Source organism: Fischerella sp. PCC 9605, from assembly GCF_000517105.1.
In the GTDB taxonomy this organism is placed as follows: Bacteria; Cyanobacteriota; Cyanobacteriia; order Cyanobacteriales; family Nostocaceae; genus PCC9605.
This window is the reverse complement of the sequence record NZ_ALVT01000034.1, coordinates 143,869-162,535: the sequence shown is the minus strand read 5'-3', so window position 1 is coordinate 162,535 and position 18,667 is coordinate 143,869. Positions and strand designations below refer to the sequence as shown.

At 43.1% G+C, this 18,667-nt stretch carries 14 protein-coding genes and 1 pseudogene; 3 read left to right on the top strand and 12 right to left on the bottom strand.

Going from position 1 to position 18,667, the window contains the following annotated elements; all coding sequences use genetic code 11:
• Positions 1-19 precede the first annotated feature (19 nt).
• From FIS9605_RS0101190 to lgt, 4 genes are all read right to left on the bottom strand, one after another.
• A complete protein-coding gene (locus tag FIS9605_RS0101190) occupies positions 20-373 on the bottom strand; it encodes a phenylpyruvate tautomerase MIF-related protein (RefSeq protein ID WP_026730952.1) in 354 nt (117 codons plus the stop codon).
• A gap of 121 nt (positions 374-494) precedes the next feature.
• Positions 495-974, bottom strand: a complete 480-nt coding sequence (locus FIS9605_RS0101185; protein WP_026730951.1) for a flavin reductase family protein — start codon at positions 972-974, stop codon at positions 495-497.
• A gap of 87 nt (positions 975-1,061) precedes the next feature.
• Entirely contained in the window at positions 1,062-1,868 is an 807-nt protein-coding gene (gene cobM, locus FIS9605_RS0101180; RefSeq protein ID WP_026730950.1) for a precorrin-4 C(11)-methyltransferase, read from the bottom strand.
• Positions 1,869-2,199: 331 nt separating this feature from the next.
• A complete protein-coding gene (gene lgt / locus FIS9605_RS0101170) occupies positions 2,200-3,075 on the bottom strand; it encodes a prolipoprotein diacylglyceryl transferase (protein WP_026730948.1) in 876 nt (291 codons plus the stop codon).
• Between the two features lie 410 nt (positions 3,076-3,485).
• Between lgt and coaD the strand changes: the two genes are divergently transcribed.
• The 3 genes from coaD to FIS9605_RS0101145 all read left to right on the top strand — a co-directional run bounded on the left by coaD (position 3,486) and on the right by FIS9605_RS0101145 (position 7,830).
• On the top strand, positions 3,486-4,001 hold the full coding sequence (gene coaD, locus FIS9605_RS0101160; protein ID WP_026730947.1) for a pantetheine-phosphate adenylyltransferase: 516 nt from the start codon (positions 3,486-3,488) through the stop codon (positions 3,999-4,001).
• A gap of 68 nt (positions 4,002-4,069) precedes the next feature.
• The gene (locus tag FIS9605_RS0101155) at positions 4,070-4,636 is read left to right on the top strand and encodes a hypothetical protein (protein ID WP_026730946.1); all 567 of its coding nucleotides are present in this window, start codon (positions 4,070-4,072) and stop codon (positions 4,634-4,636) included.
• A gap of 1,436 nt (positions 4,637-6,072) precedes the next feature.
• Positions 6,073-7,830: an iron uptake porin gene (locus FIS9605_RS0101145; protein ID WP_026730945.1), complete on the top strand. Its 1,758-nt coding sequence runs from the start codon at positions 6,073-6,075 to the stop codon at positions 7,828-7,830.
• Between the two features lie 99 nt (positions 7,831-7,929).
• Here the strand turns inward: FIS9605_RS0101145 and FIS9605_RS45950 are convergent, their stop codons facing one another.
• The 8 genes and pseudogenes from FIS9605_RS45950 to FIS9605_RS0101115 all read right to left on the bottom strand — a co-directional run bounded on the left by FIS9605_RS45950 (position 7,930) and on the right by FIS9605_RS0101115 (position 18,579).
• A complete protein-coding gene (locus FIS9605_RS45950) occupies positions 7,930-8,058 on the bottom strand; it encodes a hypothetical protein (protein WP_269321000.1) in 129 nt (42 codons plus the stop codon).
• 62 nt (positions 8,059-8,120) lie between these two features.
• Positions 8,121-8,240, bottom strand: a pseudogene (locus FIS9605_RS44850) (RNA-guided endonuclease TnpB family protein); the annotation flags it as partial.
• Positions 8,241-8,395: 155 nt separating this feature from the next.
• Positions 8,396-9,700, bottom strand: a complete 1,305-nt coding sequence (locus FIS9605_RS0101140) for a proton extrusion protein PcxA (RefSeq protein ID WP_026730944.1) — start codon at positions 9,698-9,700, stop codon at positions 8,396-8,398.
• Between the two features lie 376 nt (positions 9,701-10,076).
• On the bottom strand, positions 10,077-11,162 hold the full coding sequence (locus tag FIS9605_RS0101135; protein WP_026730943.1) for a PstS family phosphate ABC transporter substrate-binding protein: 1,086 nt from the start codon (positions 11,160-11,162) through the stop codon (positions 10,077-10,079).
• Positions 11,163-11,891: 729 nt separating this feature from the next.
• Complete coding sequence (locus tag FIS9605_RS0101130; RefSeq protein ID WP_026730942.1) at positions 11,892-15,158, bottom strand: hybrid sensor histidine kinase/response regulator; 3,267 nt, start codon at positions 15,156-15,158, stop codon at positions 11,892-11,894.
• Positions 15,159-15,197: 39 nt separating this feature from the next.
• Positions 15,198-17,525, bottom strand: coding sequence for a methyl-accepting chemotaxis protein (locus FIS9605_RS0101125; protein ID WP_026730941.1), 2,328 nt, complete (start codon positions 17,523-17,525; stop codon positions 15,198-15,200).
• A gap of 87 nt (positions 17,526-17,612) precedes the next feature.
• Entirely contained in the window at positions 17,613-18,152 is a 540-nt protein-coding gene (locus tag FIS9605_RS0101120; protein WP_026730940.1) for a chemotaxis protein CheW, read from the bottom strand.
• Positions 18,153-18,162: 10 nt separating this feature from the next.
• Positions 18,163-18,579: a response regulator transcription factor gene (locus FIS9605_RS0101115; RefSeq protein WP_026730939.1), complete on the bottom strand. Its 417-nt coding sequence runs from the start codon at positions 18,577-18,579 to the stop codon at positions 18,163-18,165.
• Positions 18,580-18,667 lie beyond the last annotated feature (88 nt).

Sequence of the window (18,667 nt, the reverse complement as noted above, 5' to 3'; positions counted from 1 at the left end):
AAATTAATTTGAAAAACAATCAACCAAAAGTCGTGCCATTCCAGCCCCACATATACCCTTTGGCATCGTTAAACTCAATATAAATTCGATTTTTAGGTACACCCAGCGCTTGATTAATCTCCTGGCAAAAGTCCTGACTCATCACTTGAGTTTGTTCTGGCTTCATTGTACCCACACTTTTAATTTCTACATAGCAAACTGGATCTGTATTGCCTGCAAACGTCATCGGAACCCCCGCTTCAAAAGCTGTCATTACATAGGATTCGGGTTTTCCGGTATGTTTAGCTAACTTCGCTGATAAGTTTTTGAGCATTGCCTCAACTTCAGCTTTTTCAGACGCAGATACAGAAGATTGTACTTTTATCAAAGGCATAACACAAATTTTGGATTTTAGTTAATTGTTGGTTGTTGATTGTTGATTGTTGGTTGTTGTTTGTTGGTCGTTGATGGTTTTTCTATGAACCACTAACCACTAACCACTAACCACTAACTATTTAACCCCCATACTGCCAACCTGTAGTTTCCAATAGCAGCTGTTTACCTTCACGGTGAATACCAGCAGCTATCACTTCACCAACAAAGACAGTGTGATCGCCTTTAGATACTGCATCGACGACTTGACACTCGATATATCCCAAAGAGTCCGAAATAATCGGACAACCTGTTTCACCTAGATAAAATTCTACATCCTCGAATTTATTGCCAACCCGACGCATCCGCTTGAAGAACTTTTGCGCTAAATCTTTTTGTTCTTCTTCCAAAAAGCTAATTGCAAATACCCCACTGTTTTTAATCATTTGATGAGAAATGGAGTTTTGATTGACACAATTTACAACCAGGGGGGGTTTAAATGAAGCCTGCATTAACCAGCTAGCTGTAAAGCCGTTGATTTCTTCCCCATCTTTAACACCACAGATATACAATCCGTGGGGTATTTTCAACAGCATTGTTTTTTTCGCCTGTTCGTCAAGCATCGGTTAATCTACCTGATATTTTTTCCACATTGCTCAGTGTAACGAACAGGAGGAGCTGTAGTACAGGCATCTTTTGGTAGAAGGTGGTTATCCTCTGGGACGAAATAGATGAGTATGTTCGGGGTGATATAGACGCGATCGCCCGATTACTTCTCCTAGTGCAGGACTAATCACATAAAGTGTGGTGCGAATTAGATTTTCTTCATGGGTATAATTTGCCATTTTGTCAAGGGGGACAACCCAGATTTTTTCATCGGGCCAGCCAAGACGATAGCAAATTGCCACAGGAGTATCAGCACCATAGTGTTCGAGTAATTTGGCTTGGGCTGCTTCGATGTGACGCGCACTCAGATAAAGGCAGAGGCTAGCCTGATGGGCGGCGAGAGAAGCTAATTCTTCTGTTGGGGGAACTTCTGTGCGTCCGCTAATGCGAGTCAGGATGATTGTTTGAACTAAACCGGGAACAGTCAGTTCTACTTTGAGTTTGGCAGCAGCGGCTTGAAAAGCGCTGATACCTGGGACAACTTCAAAAGGGATGTCTGCCTCTGCCAAGAGGTACATTTGCTCGTGGATGGCACTATAGAGACTAGGATCGCCAGAATGAAGGCGAACAACAGACTGGTGCGATCGCACTCGTTCGATCATCAGTGGCAAAATCTCTTCTAAAGTCTTATTTGCAGTCCGAACGATCTCCGCATCTTGGCGACAAAAATCTAAAATTTGTTGAGGTACTAAAGAGTCAGCAAATAAAATCACATCCGCAGCCATCAACAGTTTTTGTGCCTTAATAGTTAATAAATCAGGATCTCCTGGGCCTGCTCCCACAATATATACGGCAGATTTTAAGTTTTTGTTGCTTTTATCAGCACATAACTTTGTAGTGTTTTCACGCATAAAAGAGTAGATAGCTATTTTTCAAAAAAATTTTTTGGGATTTTCTCAGTATCTTTCCGGATCGACTCCCTATATCTAGTAGAGGTGAATGGTAGATGCACCCTGGTTAAGCCCTGGAGATAACTCTGGGGCATTTTTTATTTTTTGGTCATTGGTCATTGGTCATTGGTTATTGGTTATTTGTTATTTGTTAGTGGTTGTTGGTTGGTGGCGTAACAAGTCACGCATTCACGCATTCACGCATTCAAAAGTCAAAAAGATTCTTAATTTTGAATTTTGAATTTTGAATTATTTTCTCCCCATCTCCCCATCTTCCACTCTCCCACTCTCCCTATCTCCCTCTCTCTTTATCAACTTGGAGAGTAGAAACTACATCTGGTAATGGACGTTTAGCTATGTAAAGCCACGCTAATCCGGCTAATCCCAAAACAATTCCCAGTAAACTTACCAATTGTGCGATTCGCAGCGGCCCAAGCATTAGGCTATCAGTTCGCAGACCTTCAATCCACAGGCGTCCCAGGCTGTAGGCTGCTAAGTAAACCATAAACAACGTACCTGTTTTGATAGATGGTTTACCCCGCAAACTCCGAAAGAACAACGTCATCAGCAAAGCAAAAACCATTAAATCCCACAGAGATTCATAAAGGAAGGTAGGATGAAAGTATTCAAAATTAGCTAATTCTGGGGGACGACGCTCTGGGGGAATATATAGCTTCCAGGGTAAATTCGTAGGAGCGCCAAAAGCTTCAGAGTTAAAAAAATTGCCCCAACGTCCAATCGCCTGTCCCAAAATCAGCGAAGGAGCCACCAAATCTGTCAGTAGCCAGAAAGAAACCCGTTTGAGTTTAGCAAAGATTAAAGCCGCCAGAATACCACCAAGAATTGCCCCATGAATAGCAATCCCTCCTTCCCAAATAGCAAAGATGCTTCCTGGGTTCTGGGCGTATTTTGACCACTCAAACAAAACATAATATAGCCGTGCTGCTGGAATTGCCCCAATAACCAGCCAAATTGACAAATCACTGATCAACTCTGGATTAACATTACGGCGCTTTGCCAGGTACTGAGAAAGAGTCACGCCAATTAATACTGCTGTAGCAATTAACAAGCCGTACCAGCGGATCGTGATTGGCCCCAATTGCACAAAAATCGGGCCAGGAGATGTAAATTTAAACGCCAAGGGCAAGGCGTAAATATCTAGTGCCATGCAGAAGTGCTTAGAAGACATTGTTGGTTGTTGGTTGTTGGTTGTTGGTTGTTGGTTGTTGGTTGTTGGTTGTTGGTTGTTGATTGTTTGAAAACTATTGAGTAAAATCCAAGCAACAAAGAACCACCAACAAACAACAAATTCTAACTACTAACCACTCACCACTCTAAACTGTCGCGCTACAAGTGCAACAGCCACAGCATAGATTTTTTGTCTCCTTTAGTTAAGAAGATAAAATAAATTGTCTTGCGACTACTGGATAATTTTTTTTGTATTCCCGATATTAGAGGCATAACTACAGGTAGCGTTCACTACTAACCAAGCTAATTTATAAAGCAAAAATTGCGTTTTATACTAATGTACGGTGGTTAGATATAATCACTTAAACAACTGTGAGGCATCGTTTGATTGTGATTGCCATTTATCCAGGAAGTTTCGACCCAATTACTTTAGGACACGTTGACCTCATCGAACGCGGCAGTCGGCTTTTTGGGCAAGTGATTGTCGCCGTATTGCGGAATCCTAACAAAACACCATTGTTTAGCGTGCAACAAAGGTTAGAACAGATTCGTCAATCAGTCAAACATTTATCCAATGTGGAAGTAGACGCTTTCGATGGTCTAACTGTCAATTATGCCCAAATGCGGGGAGCTTCTGTCTTACTGCGGGGGCTAAGAGCAATTTCAGACTTTGAAATCGAGCTACAGATGGCTCACATCAATAAAACTCTTTCTGTAGATATAGAAACTGTTTTTCTGGCAACATCAAATGAGTATAGTTTTTTAAGTAGTAGTGTGGTAAAAGAGATTGCAAGGTTTGGTGGCTCTGTCGATCATCTTGTTCCCCCGCACGTCGCCCTGGAAATTTACCAATGCTACGCCCAAAACCATCCCGTATCGAACTCAATCAAAACGGAAGCAGTCTAACCCCGCCAGAGTTAAACGATGGAATTTCCCATGAAAATTCTACGGCTATGAGAAGCGTAGATATTCAATTGGAACTCAATCGCCTCGAAGAAATGATTCTGAGTAGCTTTCGCGTTCCACTGACGCGACACACGTTAGTGGATGAAGAAAGGCTGTTGGATCAGCTTGATTTTATCCGGCTGTCTTTGCCACCAGCTTTTGCTGAAGCAACAGAGATACTTCAACAAAAGCAGGAAATTATCCTGCAAGCAGAAGAATACGGGCAGCAAATTGTGGAAGCCGCACAAGCTAAAAGAGCGCAAATTCTGGACGACAGCGATATTCTCAAACAGGCTGAACGGCAAGCTTTGGAAATACGGCGACAGGTGCAACAAGAATGTGAAGCTATGATGCAAGATACTCTAGAAGAAATTGATCGCCGCCGCCGTCAGTGTCAGCAAGAGATAGAGGAAATGCGCCAAACTGCTCTTGCAGAAGCAGAAGAAATTCAACAGGGTGCTGACGATTATGCTGATAGTGTTCTAGAGAGTATCGAAGAACGGCTGCACGAAATGATGCGGATTGTTCGTAATGGACGGCAAGAATTGCAACCGGAACTGCCACCGCAGCGGAATCCTCCATTTCCAAAGAAGTAGCAGCGGAATGATTTTGCCTGTCGCAGATGTCTAGAATTATCAGAAATGGGGAGTTCAAAATTTAGCGATCGCATTTAATCATCCCATTCCCCTTACACCCTATCGGTACACACATCGCTGTCCCCACAACTGGGTCAGGAATAAGTTGATATCTGCGCTACAGAAGTTTTACACAACCAAATAGCAATGCTTTTACTTTTCTAGTAGATGGCGAAACGCAATAAGCAACACTGACTTACCAAGATTTGGATCGGTGCAGTCGAGCGATCGCATCTCAACTACAAGCAATGGGGATGAGCGAAGTATAAGTCAGCGATTCCTCTGTTTTCAACCAGTTTTTGCAACACAATTCTATTTTGTCCCGATTTTGTCCCTATTGGCAGCTTAAATTTATAGATAAAAGGGTGAGTGAATAATATCGATCAGAGCTTTACGGGGTAAGCATCTTAGGTTTTGTTCTGAGAAAAGTTCAAAGCAAATTTGTAGTGCTTTTCAACGAAAAAAGCTATTTTTAAAACTTTGCTTTTTGAGAATATAGCAATCCTGTATAGGCTTGTCGCTTAATAGCTTTTTGTTAATCTGAAAATTCAACAAATTAGGGATTTCGGAAAGGAAGTTCTGATTAAGTGACAACTGTTAAATAATTTGTGAATTGTGGTGTTGGGCTTGCTTTTAGTGCTTTCAATTTGCATTGCTATAGACTCAATAAGTATCAAAATTCCATGTATCGTCTGATGTTATCATTCATTTAAAGCCCTACCCAGTAATGCTTTTAATAAGCTTGTCAGTTCTTTAGGAATTTATGGGATTAACCCAGCGCCGTTTTTAAAGCGATCGCTCCTCTTTGGTGTGCGGTAACAGTGTGCCTTGGAGATACTTGCAAATTAAAACCGTGAAAGTCACCAGGTACTTGTCATGTTTTTCACTTCATTAATTACCCTAGCACTTGGCACTGCTTCTTTTTACATCAGTGCAAATATTGCGGATGATATAGAGCGGTTAGTACTTAGATTAATAGCCTTGTTCTTACTTTTTTGTAGCCTGGCTTTTGCACCCCTACCAATCCAACTGCTAATTTTCATTGCTTTGCTAATTACTGCCAAAAAAACTTACACATTGAATCAATACAAGCAGGTACTTGATTCTGCACTTGAAAAACTTAATACAAATAGAAAACCGAGGTAACGACTATGACTTTTAATTTAACTGACGCTCTCCAAGTTTGATTGCTTCTATTGCTAGTATCATGTTATTTTCTGGGCTTTGTTTGACACTGTCCAGAACTACAAGAGCGTGAGACTTTTGGGTGCGTTAACGATAACGTAACGCACCTGACATTCCGAGAACTGAATATTTTGTTCACTAAAAGGATTTTCACGACCTCAAAAAATTTTTGCAACACAACCAGATTAACTAGTGTGAGGAAAAAATTAAAGATGACAAAAATTTTGTGGAAATCTTTATTAGCTAGTTTCGCTGTTTTGGGAACAACACAGGTTGATGCTAAAAGTACGGTTGCAAAGGAAACAACACCTGACCAAACACAAAATATTTCCCCCGATCGGAATTCAGCAGCAACAAGCAAAGACCGTAATGTAAAAAAGGTGACAACGCAAACTGATAATCAACAGGACAAGGGTTTTGATACTCCTCAGCACCAGTTACTGTTAACGTCGCCAAAATTTGTCCATCAAGATGCTCAGTTCTCACCACACACCCAAGAGAGAATCAGTCAAGATCGCAAAATTGCACAGGTTACGTCGGTTTCTCAGTTATCAGACGTGCAACCTACAGATTGGGCTTTTGGTGCACTGCAATCTCTAGTAGAACGCTACGGTTGTATTGCTGGATACCCTAATAGCACGTATAGAGGCAATAGGCCGCTGACGCGCTACGAATTTGCCGCAGGTTTGAATGCTTGTCTAGACAGAGTGAACGAATTAATTGCCACGAAGACAGCAAATTTGGTGACTAAAGAAGATTTAGCCACATTGCAACGATTGCAGTCAGAATTTACTGCGGAGTTAGCGACACTACGGGGTCGTGTAGATACTCTTGAAGCTCGTAATGCTGAGTTGGAAGCCAATCAGTTTTCCACGACTACAAAACTAGAAGGGGAAGTAGTCCTTGGTCTGACTGATGTTTTCTCAGGAAATGACGATAACAATACAACCCTGGGGGCAAGGGTACGTCTGGATTTACTCTCTAGTTTCACTGGAGAAGATGAACTTAAAATCCGCATTGCGACTAATAATATTGTCAGCCCAGAGATTGACACGCAAGAGGGTAGGTTAGCCTTTGCCAGTGAGGATGGTGATGGTTCCACTGATGCCTTAATTGAAACGGTCTTCTATGGTTTCTCTCTAGGTGAAAGCACTAGGATCGGTGTTTATGCGAATGGAAGTGATGCAGATGATATTACTGACACAGTAAATATCTTGGATGGCGACGGTGGAGAAGGTGCTTTGTCAGCCTTTGGCACTCGCAACCCAATTTATTCTCAGCTAGAAGATGGTGCAGGGCTGGTAGTCAGGCAGGATTTGGGTAAGAGCCTAGAATTGAGTTTGGCGTATTTGGCAAATTCAGCGAATAACCCCTCAGATGATAATGGTTTGTTCAATGGTCCATATGGTGCGCTGGCACAGTTGACTTTCAAGCCTAGCGATAAATTAACTCTTGGCTTAACTTATATAAATAGCTATAACCGGGAGTTGGAAACTGGCAGCAATAGGGCAAATCCCCAATCCTTTTTGAGTGATTCATTGGGTGTTGATGTACCATTTTCCAGCAATTCTTATGGTGCACAGTTGTCTTGGAAGTTAAGTGACAAATTTGTTCTGGGTGGTTGGGCTGGATACACAAATGCTCGTAATTTGTCCACAGCAGAAGGAACAGTTGACCGTGGTAATGTTGACATTTGGAATTGGGCTGTCACTCTAGCATTGCCCGACTTGGGTAAACAAGGAAACTTGGCTGGCATCATTGTGGGTATGGAGCCTAAAGTCACTAGTTCCAGCATTAATGAAATTGAAGAAGACGAGGATACTTCTTATCACATTGAAGCGTTCTACGAGTACAGAGTGACAGATAATATCGCCATCACGCCAGGAGTTATCTGGCTGACAAAACCAAATCATAACAATGATAACGATGATGTTGTCATTGGTGCAGTGAGAACCACCTTTAGTTTCTAATGGCTAATGGAAGTTCCCCCTTGAAAAATTCCTCTGCCCACATTCTAAGGTATCGGTTCAGTGAAGTACTCCACACTTCCTGCGGTAGTTAAGCGTTACTTAAAGGGAAGGGGCAACATCTGTTGCCTCTTCCCCGTTACCTTCTTCATAGTTATTTAGTTGTCTAGATAGCTGTTTCCCCGAGGTGCGGAAGTGCCTTGGAGTTTCAACCGTTTCTTTCAACTTCATGGCATTTTAACTTGACTCTCGATTTTTCCGCTTAGTTGAAAGCTATTTTTTGACTCTTTACTAACGTAGTAGCCATCTGAACGCTTAACTATCCTAACTCGCTTGATTTGTTTGATTTGGTAAAAATGTAAATCCCAAGTCCCTATTAATTTCAGTCGACCAATATTACATTTATATAGAAAAAGCTGATTTTGTTAGCCAAGTGAAATTTATTAAAGTGAAATTTATTACCCAATTGTTCAGTGTGGCTGCATAAATCAGAAATCTACCAAAAGGGTTTTCACGACCTCGAAAAATTTTTGCAACACAGCCACCTGAAGCATACAAGCATCAAGCGTTAATCGTCCATTTCCTTCAAGGTAGCTACTGTCGAAGGAGACATCCGGCTGAGCGAGCGGAAGATCCAGTACTTAACCATTGTGTCAGCGATAACTGGGACTGTTGCTATAAACAGAGAGATCGCACTTTTATTGGGAGCAATCCCCAGATGGGCTGACAAGCTTTCTAACAGAACCTCCCATCCATGAGGAGAGTGGAAACCCACGAATATGTCAGTTGTTAAGATAATGGCAAACGATTTGGCGCTATCGCTCAGACCAGACACAATATTGTCTATGAAAGATTTGAGGACAGCGATATCTTGTCGTCTGAACAACAGTACCAAGGCAAAAGCTACAAGCGCCACTATATCAGCAAAAACGTTGCTAAGAGCACTACTACTCTTATGACGAAATTCTTCTGTAAGTTCAACTGCTTTATGTTTAACTTTCTCCTCCATAGCTTCTGCCTCCATCTTAGGAGCAGAACTGATCAGGCTTTCCAATTCGAGTTCTTCTCTAAAAGTGTTTAGTTCTTTAAGGGCTTCCTCCTTCATTTCAGAGTTTAAGAATACTTGCGCTTCCTCTCCTCCCCTGAACTTTTCTACTATTGGAAGAATCAAGAAATTTTTAGATACCTGTTGCGTCACTAGGGGGACAATAATTAACAATGCCAAAAGCCTCAGAGCAATAACTGTTTTTGCTCTAGAGCGGCGATATGCATTAACAATCTCTTCTTCAGCTCCAGGATTCAGATCGTTTTTGACCTTATCGAGCGTCTTCTTGATTGATCTTGGCAGTACTCCTGACTTACCATTGTCTGACTCGGTGTATGGTTGCGATTCAAAATCTTTTGAGGTTTGTTTTTTTCGCTTGCCAGGGGGGACGGGTTTAACATCTTTAACTTCAATGATATTTACCCCTGGTGGATATGACTTTTGATTAACGACTGGGCTAGAAGTTGTAGATGGTATCGGAGCCAATGCAGAGGTGTCTGAATCATTAGTATATTTTGCTAAGATTCCCTCTACAAATATCAGCCTCATCAAGTGATCTTGTCCGAGCGTGCCGAGTGTAGATCTGCTTGCATTGAATTCTTTCATTCTTTGTTTAAGAATGTCCAAATTGTTCTCGAACTCTTCTTGGGGAAAGACAATCTGACCATTATCACGTATCTTGTCACCATTGAAGTATTTGCCTTCAATAAATTCGATTTTTAATGCAGCCTGATGAGCCTGCTCTAGCGCTTGCTCTGGTGATCCAAGGAAGCGGTCTTTGAGCCGAGCAAATGAGTCTAGCTGTCTCTTAAGAGAATTAGAAGACATAACAAAATCCCAGTGATTGACGCGTTTTTTGCTTGATTCTCTGTGATAAAAAGCCGGATGAGTTGAACAGTTAAGCCTAACAAAACAACAACAAGGAAGTTGCCAGGCTTAGTGTCAGCAATCGTCAACGCAGTGATCTAACCTAAGAGCTACGCTGCCATCACTAGCTAACTTAAGCTAGCAGTACACCAGACTAAGGCTTGAAGTGGCAGCAAACACGAAGAACCAAGTTCTGAGAATGCATTGACAGTAAAGGTATTGAGATTCTAAATAAATATGTAAATTGTTACTTTTAGTTAAGCAAAAGAAGATAGACAAACCTGGGACAAAAAGGTGGCAAACTCGGGACAGAAGATAGATTTCTAAGTTCAACTAGCTAGCGAAGGCTTATAAATCCAGCATCGTTAATTAACTTCTGACCTTGATTACTCAATAACAAAGCAGCATAAGCCATACCAGCCTGTTCATCCTCTAGACCGTTTTGCTTAACGATCACAAACAATCGGCGAGTAATTGGATATTGTCCACTTTGTATGGCTACTCTGTTGAGGCGGTTGCGCTGATTTGGGCATTGAGAAGGCTCCACCAAAGGCTCTTGGTAGGGAGAAACCATTTGGTCTGCTTTAGACCCAATCGGCAAAGGTTTGACCTTACATTGTGACAATACTTCAATGGCAGTAGCATAATAGATACCACCAAGGTCTGAAGCCACTTTTCTCACTCCACTGGTTGTGTCATCAACAATCTTGACATTAGTACCGAGTTTCCCACCCTGCAAAACGTTGTCTACAAAGAATTCTACCGTACCACCTGCTTCTTGAGGTCGAGAGTAGGGAGTCAGAGGGAGGTCTGGCCCACCGACTTGCTTCCAGTTATTAATCTTGCCTGTGTAGATATCTTTGAGTTGAGCGACAGTGAGACCGAGAATGTTTAGATTGGGATGAACGGCGATCGCAATTCCATCTATCGCCACTGGTATTTCTTTGAGAGAAAAACCGCGTTGCTGTGCTTCCTGGTATTCTTTATCTTTAACTGGGCGCGAGGACTGAGAAAAAACAAGCTGGTTCTCTAACAGCATCTTGATACCTGTACCAGACCCAGGTTTACCAATGACTGGATTGGTGTAGCGCAATCTAAATTGCGGTTGGGTGGTTTGAATAATTGGGTCTAGTGTTTTTCGGATTGGTGCCCAAGTTGTACTGCCTCCATAACTAAATAATCCGGACGGAATATTTGGCACTTCGGCAAAGGTTCGAGCTTGATTGTAAGCGGCAAAGGTCAGAGTCCGATCGGAAGGCTTCTGTAGTTTTTTCCCAGCACCATCTATAGAATCCACCAACAAGTTGCTAGCAGATCCAAAACCAGACCCATCACTAGCCCACCAAAACCCTAAACCAACTAGTCCAGCCGCAGTTAAAAGAAGTAAAACTAGGATTGTTGTTTCTGTTGTTTTTTCAGACATAAGGTTTTCGCCAATTTATAAAAAGCCTATCGGTCTACAGAGTCTAAATGCGATGAGGTAACAATCTGACTAAAAGTAATGTCTTTTGCAGCCATCCAAATCATTCCTGAACATTGTGGATTACTGTCAAACAATTTTGGATTTTGGATGCGTGGATTTTGATTCCACGAATAAATCCGGGGGCTTGTACCATCAAGAAATGATTGGTCAGAGGAAAAATTAATTAATCCCTTCCCCACCCAGAAAATCTTTGTTTAACTAACCACAAATGACTTATATACGCACCTTTTTGGGCTACCCTACGGGAAGTCGCTGCGCGCTGGGAGTGCAGGGTAGGACACAAAGAATTTAAGAGATTGGTATTGTTATAGGTGTGAGTGCTAATCACGATCAAAAATGGTCTTGTTTTATGAACAAGACCATTTGATCAAACAATATCATTTCTTATTAAAAAATATGAAGTTAAAGCTTCATATTAAACAAGGTTAAGGATTGACTAAAAAATTCTTATGAATTTTGACTCATCACATCATCGAACAAGTAAAAAGTAAAAAGGCATTCATAAATAAGAAGAAAATATTGGGTTTGAAGCCTCTAAATTTATTTATGAAACAAGTAAAAATACTTTTTGAGAGACGCGTAGCGCGATCAAAAATGCGTCCATTTCAAATCCCCTTAATTTATTTATGGGGATTTTCTTTTTACTTTTTACTTTTATCTTTTTACTTTTTAAAGGTAAGGTATTTTTTGAGGCGCATTCTGACCAACAATGTTGCTCAGTGCCGATAGCAGTTCTAACTCAATGTAAGGTTTGGTGAAGTAAGCGCTAGCACCTAGGAGCATTGCTAAATTGCGGTGTTTGCTGTTACCACGGGTTGTCAACATTGCTACAGGAATTGTTGCTAGTTGAGGGTCTTGACGACAATATTCAAGAAACTCAAACCCATTCATATTAGGCATTTCGACATCAGAAATGATCAGTTGCACCATTATTGAACCATACCGCAGTTGTTCGATCGCTTCCCATCCATCTCGCGCTTGCAAAACTCGATAGCCAGCTTTCTCTAAAGTGAGAACTAAAGCTTGTCTAGCGGTAGTAGAGTCGTCAACAACAAGCACTGTAGGCGTTGTGTGTGTCTCGTAGGCAGATAAATGCTCGTGAGTGGCTAACGATTCGATTGTAGGTGCTATGGCGGCCATGTTAGTTTTGCTCTGCGCCATAAACTCTTCTAGCAACATCACACCATTCATCACGGGAATTAGACAGCCACTTCCCAGGATGGTACAACCAGAAATATAGTTGGGAGGGGCGATCATCGCTCCAAAGGGTTTGATTACCAGTTCTTGCTCAGCAACTATGTAATCAACTTCTAGAGCAAACATCTCTTGCTCTCGACGGATCAGCAGCAGTGGTGGGATTTTGTTTTCTGTTGTGTTTTCTGTTGAGGAAACAGCAACCACCGCATTGCTAGAAAAGGTTTCTGGCAATGGACAGTTGTAGTGCAAAAGATCGGCCAATCGATAAACAGGAATAGACTGCTCTTGCCAGGTTAAAAATTGCTGGCTGCCAACTTGGTGAGTCTGAGTAGCTTGGGGAGTTATAATCCTGGCAATGCTGTCGATTGGCAGTGCTACAGTTGTGGAACCGACTGAGCAAACTAGTAATTTGGCGACCGTTAGTGTAAATGGCAGGCGTAAAGTAAAGGTTGTGCCTTGTCCAGGAGAGGAGGTAACAGTGATACTGCCTTTAAGGGATTGTAACTGCGCTTTCACTACATCTAGCCCAACTCCCCGTCCAGAAAGTTCGCTCACATGACTTGCGGTTGAAAAACCAGGCTCAAAGATCAGTTCAAACAGCTCCACCGTAGGAATCGCTGCCAATTGTTCTGGCAACAATAAGCCTCTTTCGATTGCCCGAGAACAAATACGCTCTAAATTGAGTCCCTGACCATCATCCCGTATCTCAACAACAGTTTGGTTGCCCTGGTGATAGGCTCGAATTTCAATTTCGCCTTGCTCTGGTTTTCCTTGTTGACACCGAACATCTGGGGGCTCAATGCCATGATCGAAGGCGTTCCGAAGTAAGTGCAGAAGCGGGTCATAGAGCTTCTCTACAATGGCTTTCTCAACCTGTACTTCTGTTCCTATTAGTCTCAAGCTGACAGATTTGTTATAGGTGGTAGATAGATCCCGCAATACTCTGGGAAAACGATTTAGCACGTTACCAATTGGCAACATGCGAGACCACATGAGTTCATCCCGTAGCTGAGAGAGCATTTGACGCTCCTGTCGAATTGTTCGATTCGAGCGTCCCCGAAACATGGCAACATCATCCACTGCCTCTTTGATCTGCGCTACTTCTTCCAGGATTTCCTGAAGCGAAGAGTGTAGGGCTCCGTAGCGATCCATTTCCAGAGCATCAAACTCTGTAAAGGAGAATTCAGAAGCTGATAACTGAAGACCAGATGCAGAAGGGCTATGTCCAGAGTCAAAGGAACGATGAGAGGATTCATTCAAAAGACCTGATTCCTGGTTCCCGTTCCCTAGCGCCACCTTCTTTGTGTGGTCAATGGATTCTGAAGTGACCAACATGGTGTTTGATAAGTTTTGTATCTGCTCGATGACTCCTTGAAAGCGATCGAAACGACGGAGTAACTCTTCAATAGCTTCCTGAATTTGTTCGTTCTCAAGAGCAAACATATTGCGGTTAATCGTTAATTCGCCCAAGAGATTATTCATCCGATCTAAGCGAGCGAGGTCAACCCGAACTGAAATATTGGAAGCACTGTTGGAAAGCTGTTCCTGAGGCTGTTTGCGAATCTGAAATTCCTGCTTCAGAACAGACTCAATTGCAGAAGGTTCTGTTGCCCGCGAGACTACAATAGCGTTGCTAGGAGTAGGGCTAGCAAGATTTAGCTTGGGTAGAGATGGTAATTCTTCTGCTGCCTCTGTTCCGGAGATAATGTTAGTTGCCGATTCCAGATCGTTGATGTTTGGGGTTACTTCTTCTATATCTTCTATATCAACCTCAAACAGAAAAACTGGACTGTTATCACTCGCTTGTGCAGATGTAACCGATGTCTTTCCACTCAATAAATCTTCTAAGGAAAGGGAGAGACCTTCCTCTAGGTGTTCAACCGCAGTTTCTGAGTCTAGGGAAGCGATCGCTGGGTTGAATATATCTATCGGTGCTTCGTCAATTACGGTGGTTTCTGCCAAAGCGATCAGACCTGCCGAGGGGCTGCCTCCTTGGGTGCGATCGCCCGCAAGAACAGCCTCTCTGCTTGAAGTAAAATCAGCAAGTGCCAATTGGGCGATGTGCAGTGCTTGATCGGGGTGAGCTTCTAGGGCAGCTAAAGTCGTTTCTGCGATCGCTTTCAACCCTGGAAGCTCTAGAAACTCAGCAAATTTAGCAAAAAGTTCTGTTTGTGCGCGTAATTCTTCAGCAATCTCATGTTTTTGGGGTCTAGTAGTGATTGCGACAGTCAGGCGCTCTAGACCATGAGCTACATCGACCTGAAAGACTGAGGCGATGATGTCAACGTTTAGATCCGCAGAGTCAGGTATGTAGTAATTAGCCCGAGTGAGTGCATCTCCCAGTTTTTCTTCTATTTTGGTAAATATAGGATCGGCAGCGGTTAAGGCTGACTCTAAGTCAAAGTAGCCAGTTGCAATCTGCTCTGTAAGGGGAAGCCGGAGACAATCGTAGGCTTGTAGCAGCAGCCCTTCGAGATCGGCATCGATTTCTATAGTCTCGTCGTAGAGTGCCCTGAAAGTGTCCTCTAGTCGATGGGCAATGGTTACGATGCCCTCAAGCTCCACAATCGCAGCACCTCCTTTGAGGGAGTGAGCGGCTCGCATTACCTCGTGGAGTTTGGTAGAGCTGCGTTCAGACCTCAGTGTGAGTAGCCCTGTTTCGATCGCTTGCAGCAGTTCAGGGACTTCTTCAATAAAAAATTGATAAGTTTGGTCGTGAACATCGCGAGACATCGACATAATCTGCTTCTCCCTGAGTCATCCGTGGAACGTTTGATGCTAATCTACTTTGAACTGACTGACACTTCCTTGCAGCACTTTGGCGACTGCAATTAGTTTCTCAAAGGAAACCGACACATTCGTAGCTGAAGTTGCTGTGTTTTGGGCGATGGTAGCAACCTCTGTCATCGTTTGGGTGACAATCTCAGAGTTTTGAGCTTGCTCTACCGTTGCTTGGGCGATCGCTTGCACCACTTCATGAATTTGAGCATTAGCTGTGACGATTTGGTTTAACCCCAAACGGGTTTCATCCACCAATTTGCTTCCAGACACAACCTGTTCAGTACCGACTTCCATTGCAGTCACCACCTCACTGGTTGCCCGCTGAATACTAGATATCAGCTTTTCGATATCATCGGTGGCTTTTGCCGATTGCTGAGCTAGCTCTCGGATTTCTTCAGCAACGATCGCAAAGCCTCGACCTTCTTCGCCAGCGCGAGCAGCTTCGAGGGATGCATTCAGCGCCAGAACATTCGTTTGCTCGGCAAAATTCTTAATCAGATTTACTACTGTAAAGATTTTTTGGGAAGATTCGCCTAAATGCTTGACTTTCTTCGCAGTTTCTGATACTGTGCCTCGGATCGCCATAATCCCGTCTACTGTTAAATTCATCAGTTCATTTTCCAGTTGGACGATTTCAGTCGCTTGGTGAACTGTTGCTTCTGCCGCTTTAGCATTCGTGGCGATCGCTTGGATCGAGTTATCCATTGCGTGAATCCGCTCGATGGCTCCCGTAATTTTGTTGGACTGCTGTAAAGCACCTTCAACTAATGTTTGAACAAAACCCTCACTGTCGTTCGCTGTTGCTTCTACTTGGTTGGTTGCGGTTTGGACTTGAGTCACAATCTTCCGCAAGTTCTCAATCACATAGTTATAAGAGTCAGCGACCGTACCAACTTCATCGTCTGTCACCTGGGCATAAACTGTCAGATCTCCTTTACTGACAGGCTCTACTTCCACCAGCAACTCGAACACCCGTTTTTGCAAGAGTTCTTTCTCCTGCACGAACTGTTCTATTTGCTGCGCCATATCGTTGATGGTGGTACATAGCACAGCAAGCTCGTCTTCACCGTTCACATTCAGACGGGTATTCAATTTTCCTCGACCCATGCTCTCCACTGCGGAGGTTGCATCTAGGAGAGGACGGGTAGCCCGCTTTGCTAGGATAGCGGCAATCGTCCCTACCAGTAGGGCTGCTATGGCTATTCCCACAAGTAAAATTTGGCGTAGCTTCCTTAAAGGAGCAAAGGTTTGCACTGTAGGGCGGGCAATACCCACTGTCCATCCAGGTTCTGGCACTCCTCTTAACCCTGGCATATTTGTAAAGCTGACCAGAACTTCTTCCTGATCGTTCTTATCTGTTGCCACATAGGTCAGTACCGATCTTTCCTTGAGTGCTTCCAACATCTGTGGCCATGTCTCGGAAATTCCCTCATAATCGGCTTCAGCCGAATGACCGATCATATCTGGTTCCGCGGCTGCAAAGACCTGCCCTTCGGGAGTGACAATTTCATATTCCCAAGAATTGTCTTCAAGAAATTTAAATATTTCGTTTAGACGTTCTGATGACATTCGCACCAGAACGACACCAATGACTTTACCTGTTCCAGGCTGTTTTATAGGTGCAGCGACTTCTAGGTGACTTCTGCCTGGTGAGAGAGTCATCTTTGGGTCGCTAATGGCTGGAGACTGGCTGGAGACCGCTCGCTGAAAGTGCTCTTGATCGCTATAGTTCTCTTCGGCACTAAATGGTCGCGATGATTGGGACTGAAACAGCAATTTGCCCGTTATGTCAGTGACAGCAATACTGTCGTATTTCCCGTTGCTAGCCTCCATAAAACTGTTTAGCAGACCCATAAAACGGTTTAGCAGACCGACTGGTTGCTCGTGCGAAATCGCTGGATTTAATGGTGGCTCGATCGCGAAAGAATCCTCAGAAATTTGTTGTAACTGTGACTCCATCATCAAAGGCGATTTAGCAATGATTTCAGCGTCTTCCACAAACTCATTAATGGTGATGGTAAGTGCGCTACTCAAGCCAATGATGCGGCTTTCTTGCTCGGCAAAAATTTGCGTTGTGATCGAGCGACTCGCCAAGGTATAAGCGATACCCCCAACGGTTGCGATCGGAATCACACCGATCGCAACTGCCAGAACTGTGACTTTTCTTGGCAAACTCTTTGGTAAACTCAATACTTGTAGACTCAATTCCTTCCACCAACTCGCTTTCCCCAATTGGTGAAAAAGCTGTCGAGTTTTGGATGAGTTTCTACTTGTCTTCGCATTTTGGGAGTTAGGCAACACAGACCTAACATGATTCTGAGTCATGGAATTTACCTCATGAAAACTGAGCAGTTGGTTGCAGTCGTCTCAAGGCTAAGAAAGGCAGAACAATCAGTTTATGGCTTCTGAAGCTTATGATTGGGATATGGCGGCAATAATGGCTTCATCATCCAAAACGGCTAACTGTTCACCATTGGATTTCAATTGGTATCCGCGCATAAACGGCACCAACTGAGGAGTGACGACATCGGACGACGGAGATTGAAGCAGATCCGGATCGCACCACTCCATCATTTCTGCTCGGTTTATCACTAGCCCGATCATCTGGTTCTCAGCATTGTTGTCTGGCGTACTCATAGAGCGGGCACGCAGTACAATTGCGCTATAGGTTGCACTTATACCTTGTTGATGCCAAGGTGTGAACCCGATCAAGTGAGCCAGATTAACCATCCAGAGTACCTGACCCCGCCAGTTATAAGCCCCCATTACCCATGCAGCAAGTTGAGGAATTGGCGTAATCTGATCGACAGGAATTGTCAAGACCTCAGCTATCTGAGAAATTGGCAGCAATACTGTTGTGTCAGGAACAAGCTGAAACCGTAAAAACTGCTCTCTTGCCTTTGCAGAGGATGGGACTGTTGTTGATGATGATGCTAAAGAGTCAGATGTCATTGGTGTCTCCTTAAATATCAGACTTGACACCCAAACAATTATTTATAACGCTGAGTAGTTCTTCCTCAGCAACTGGCTTAGATAAGTAAGCATTGGCTCCCTGCTTTAATCCCCAGAATTTATCAGCATTCGTTTTTTTAATTGAGCAGAGAATAATGGGGATGTTAGTTGTCTCAGCTGTCGCCTTTAAATCTCGACAAAGCGCAAAACCGCTTCTATCCGGCAGGACAACATCTAGGATGATAATATTAGGCTTATGTTTACTGATTTGTTGTATTGCTTCTTCTCCGTTAGTAGCTGTCAAAACATGAAAACCGGATTGATGCAAATACTTTGTAATCATTTCCCGTGCAGGTAGAGAATCATCAACTACCAAGGCAACTGTTTGATCAGTCAAGGAATCCTCAGTAGTCAGGGTAAGATTCATAAAATATGTACCTCCAACAAATAACAGATAGCCACAGCTAAACAATTCAAGACTCAAAATTTCAAAAATTTTTCTCTTCCGAAGTAAG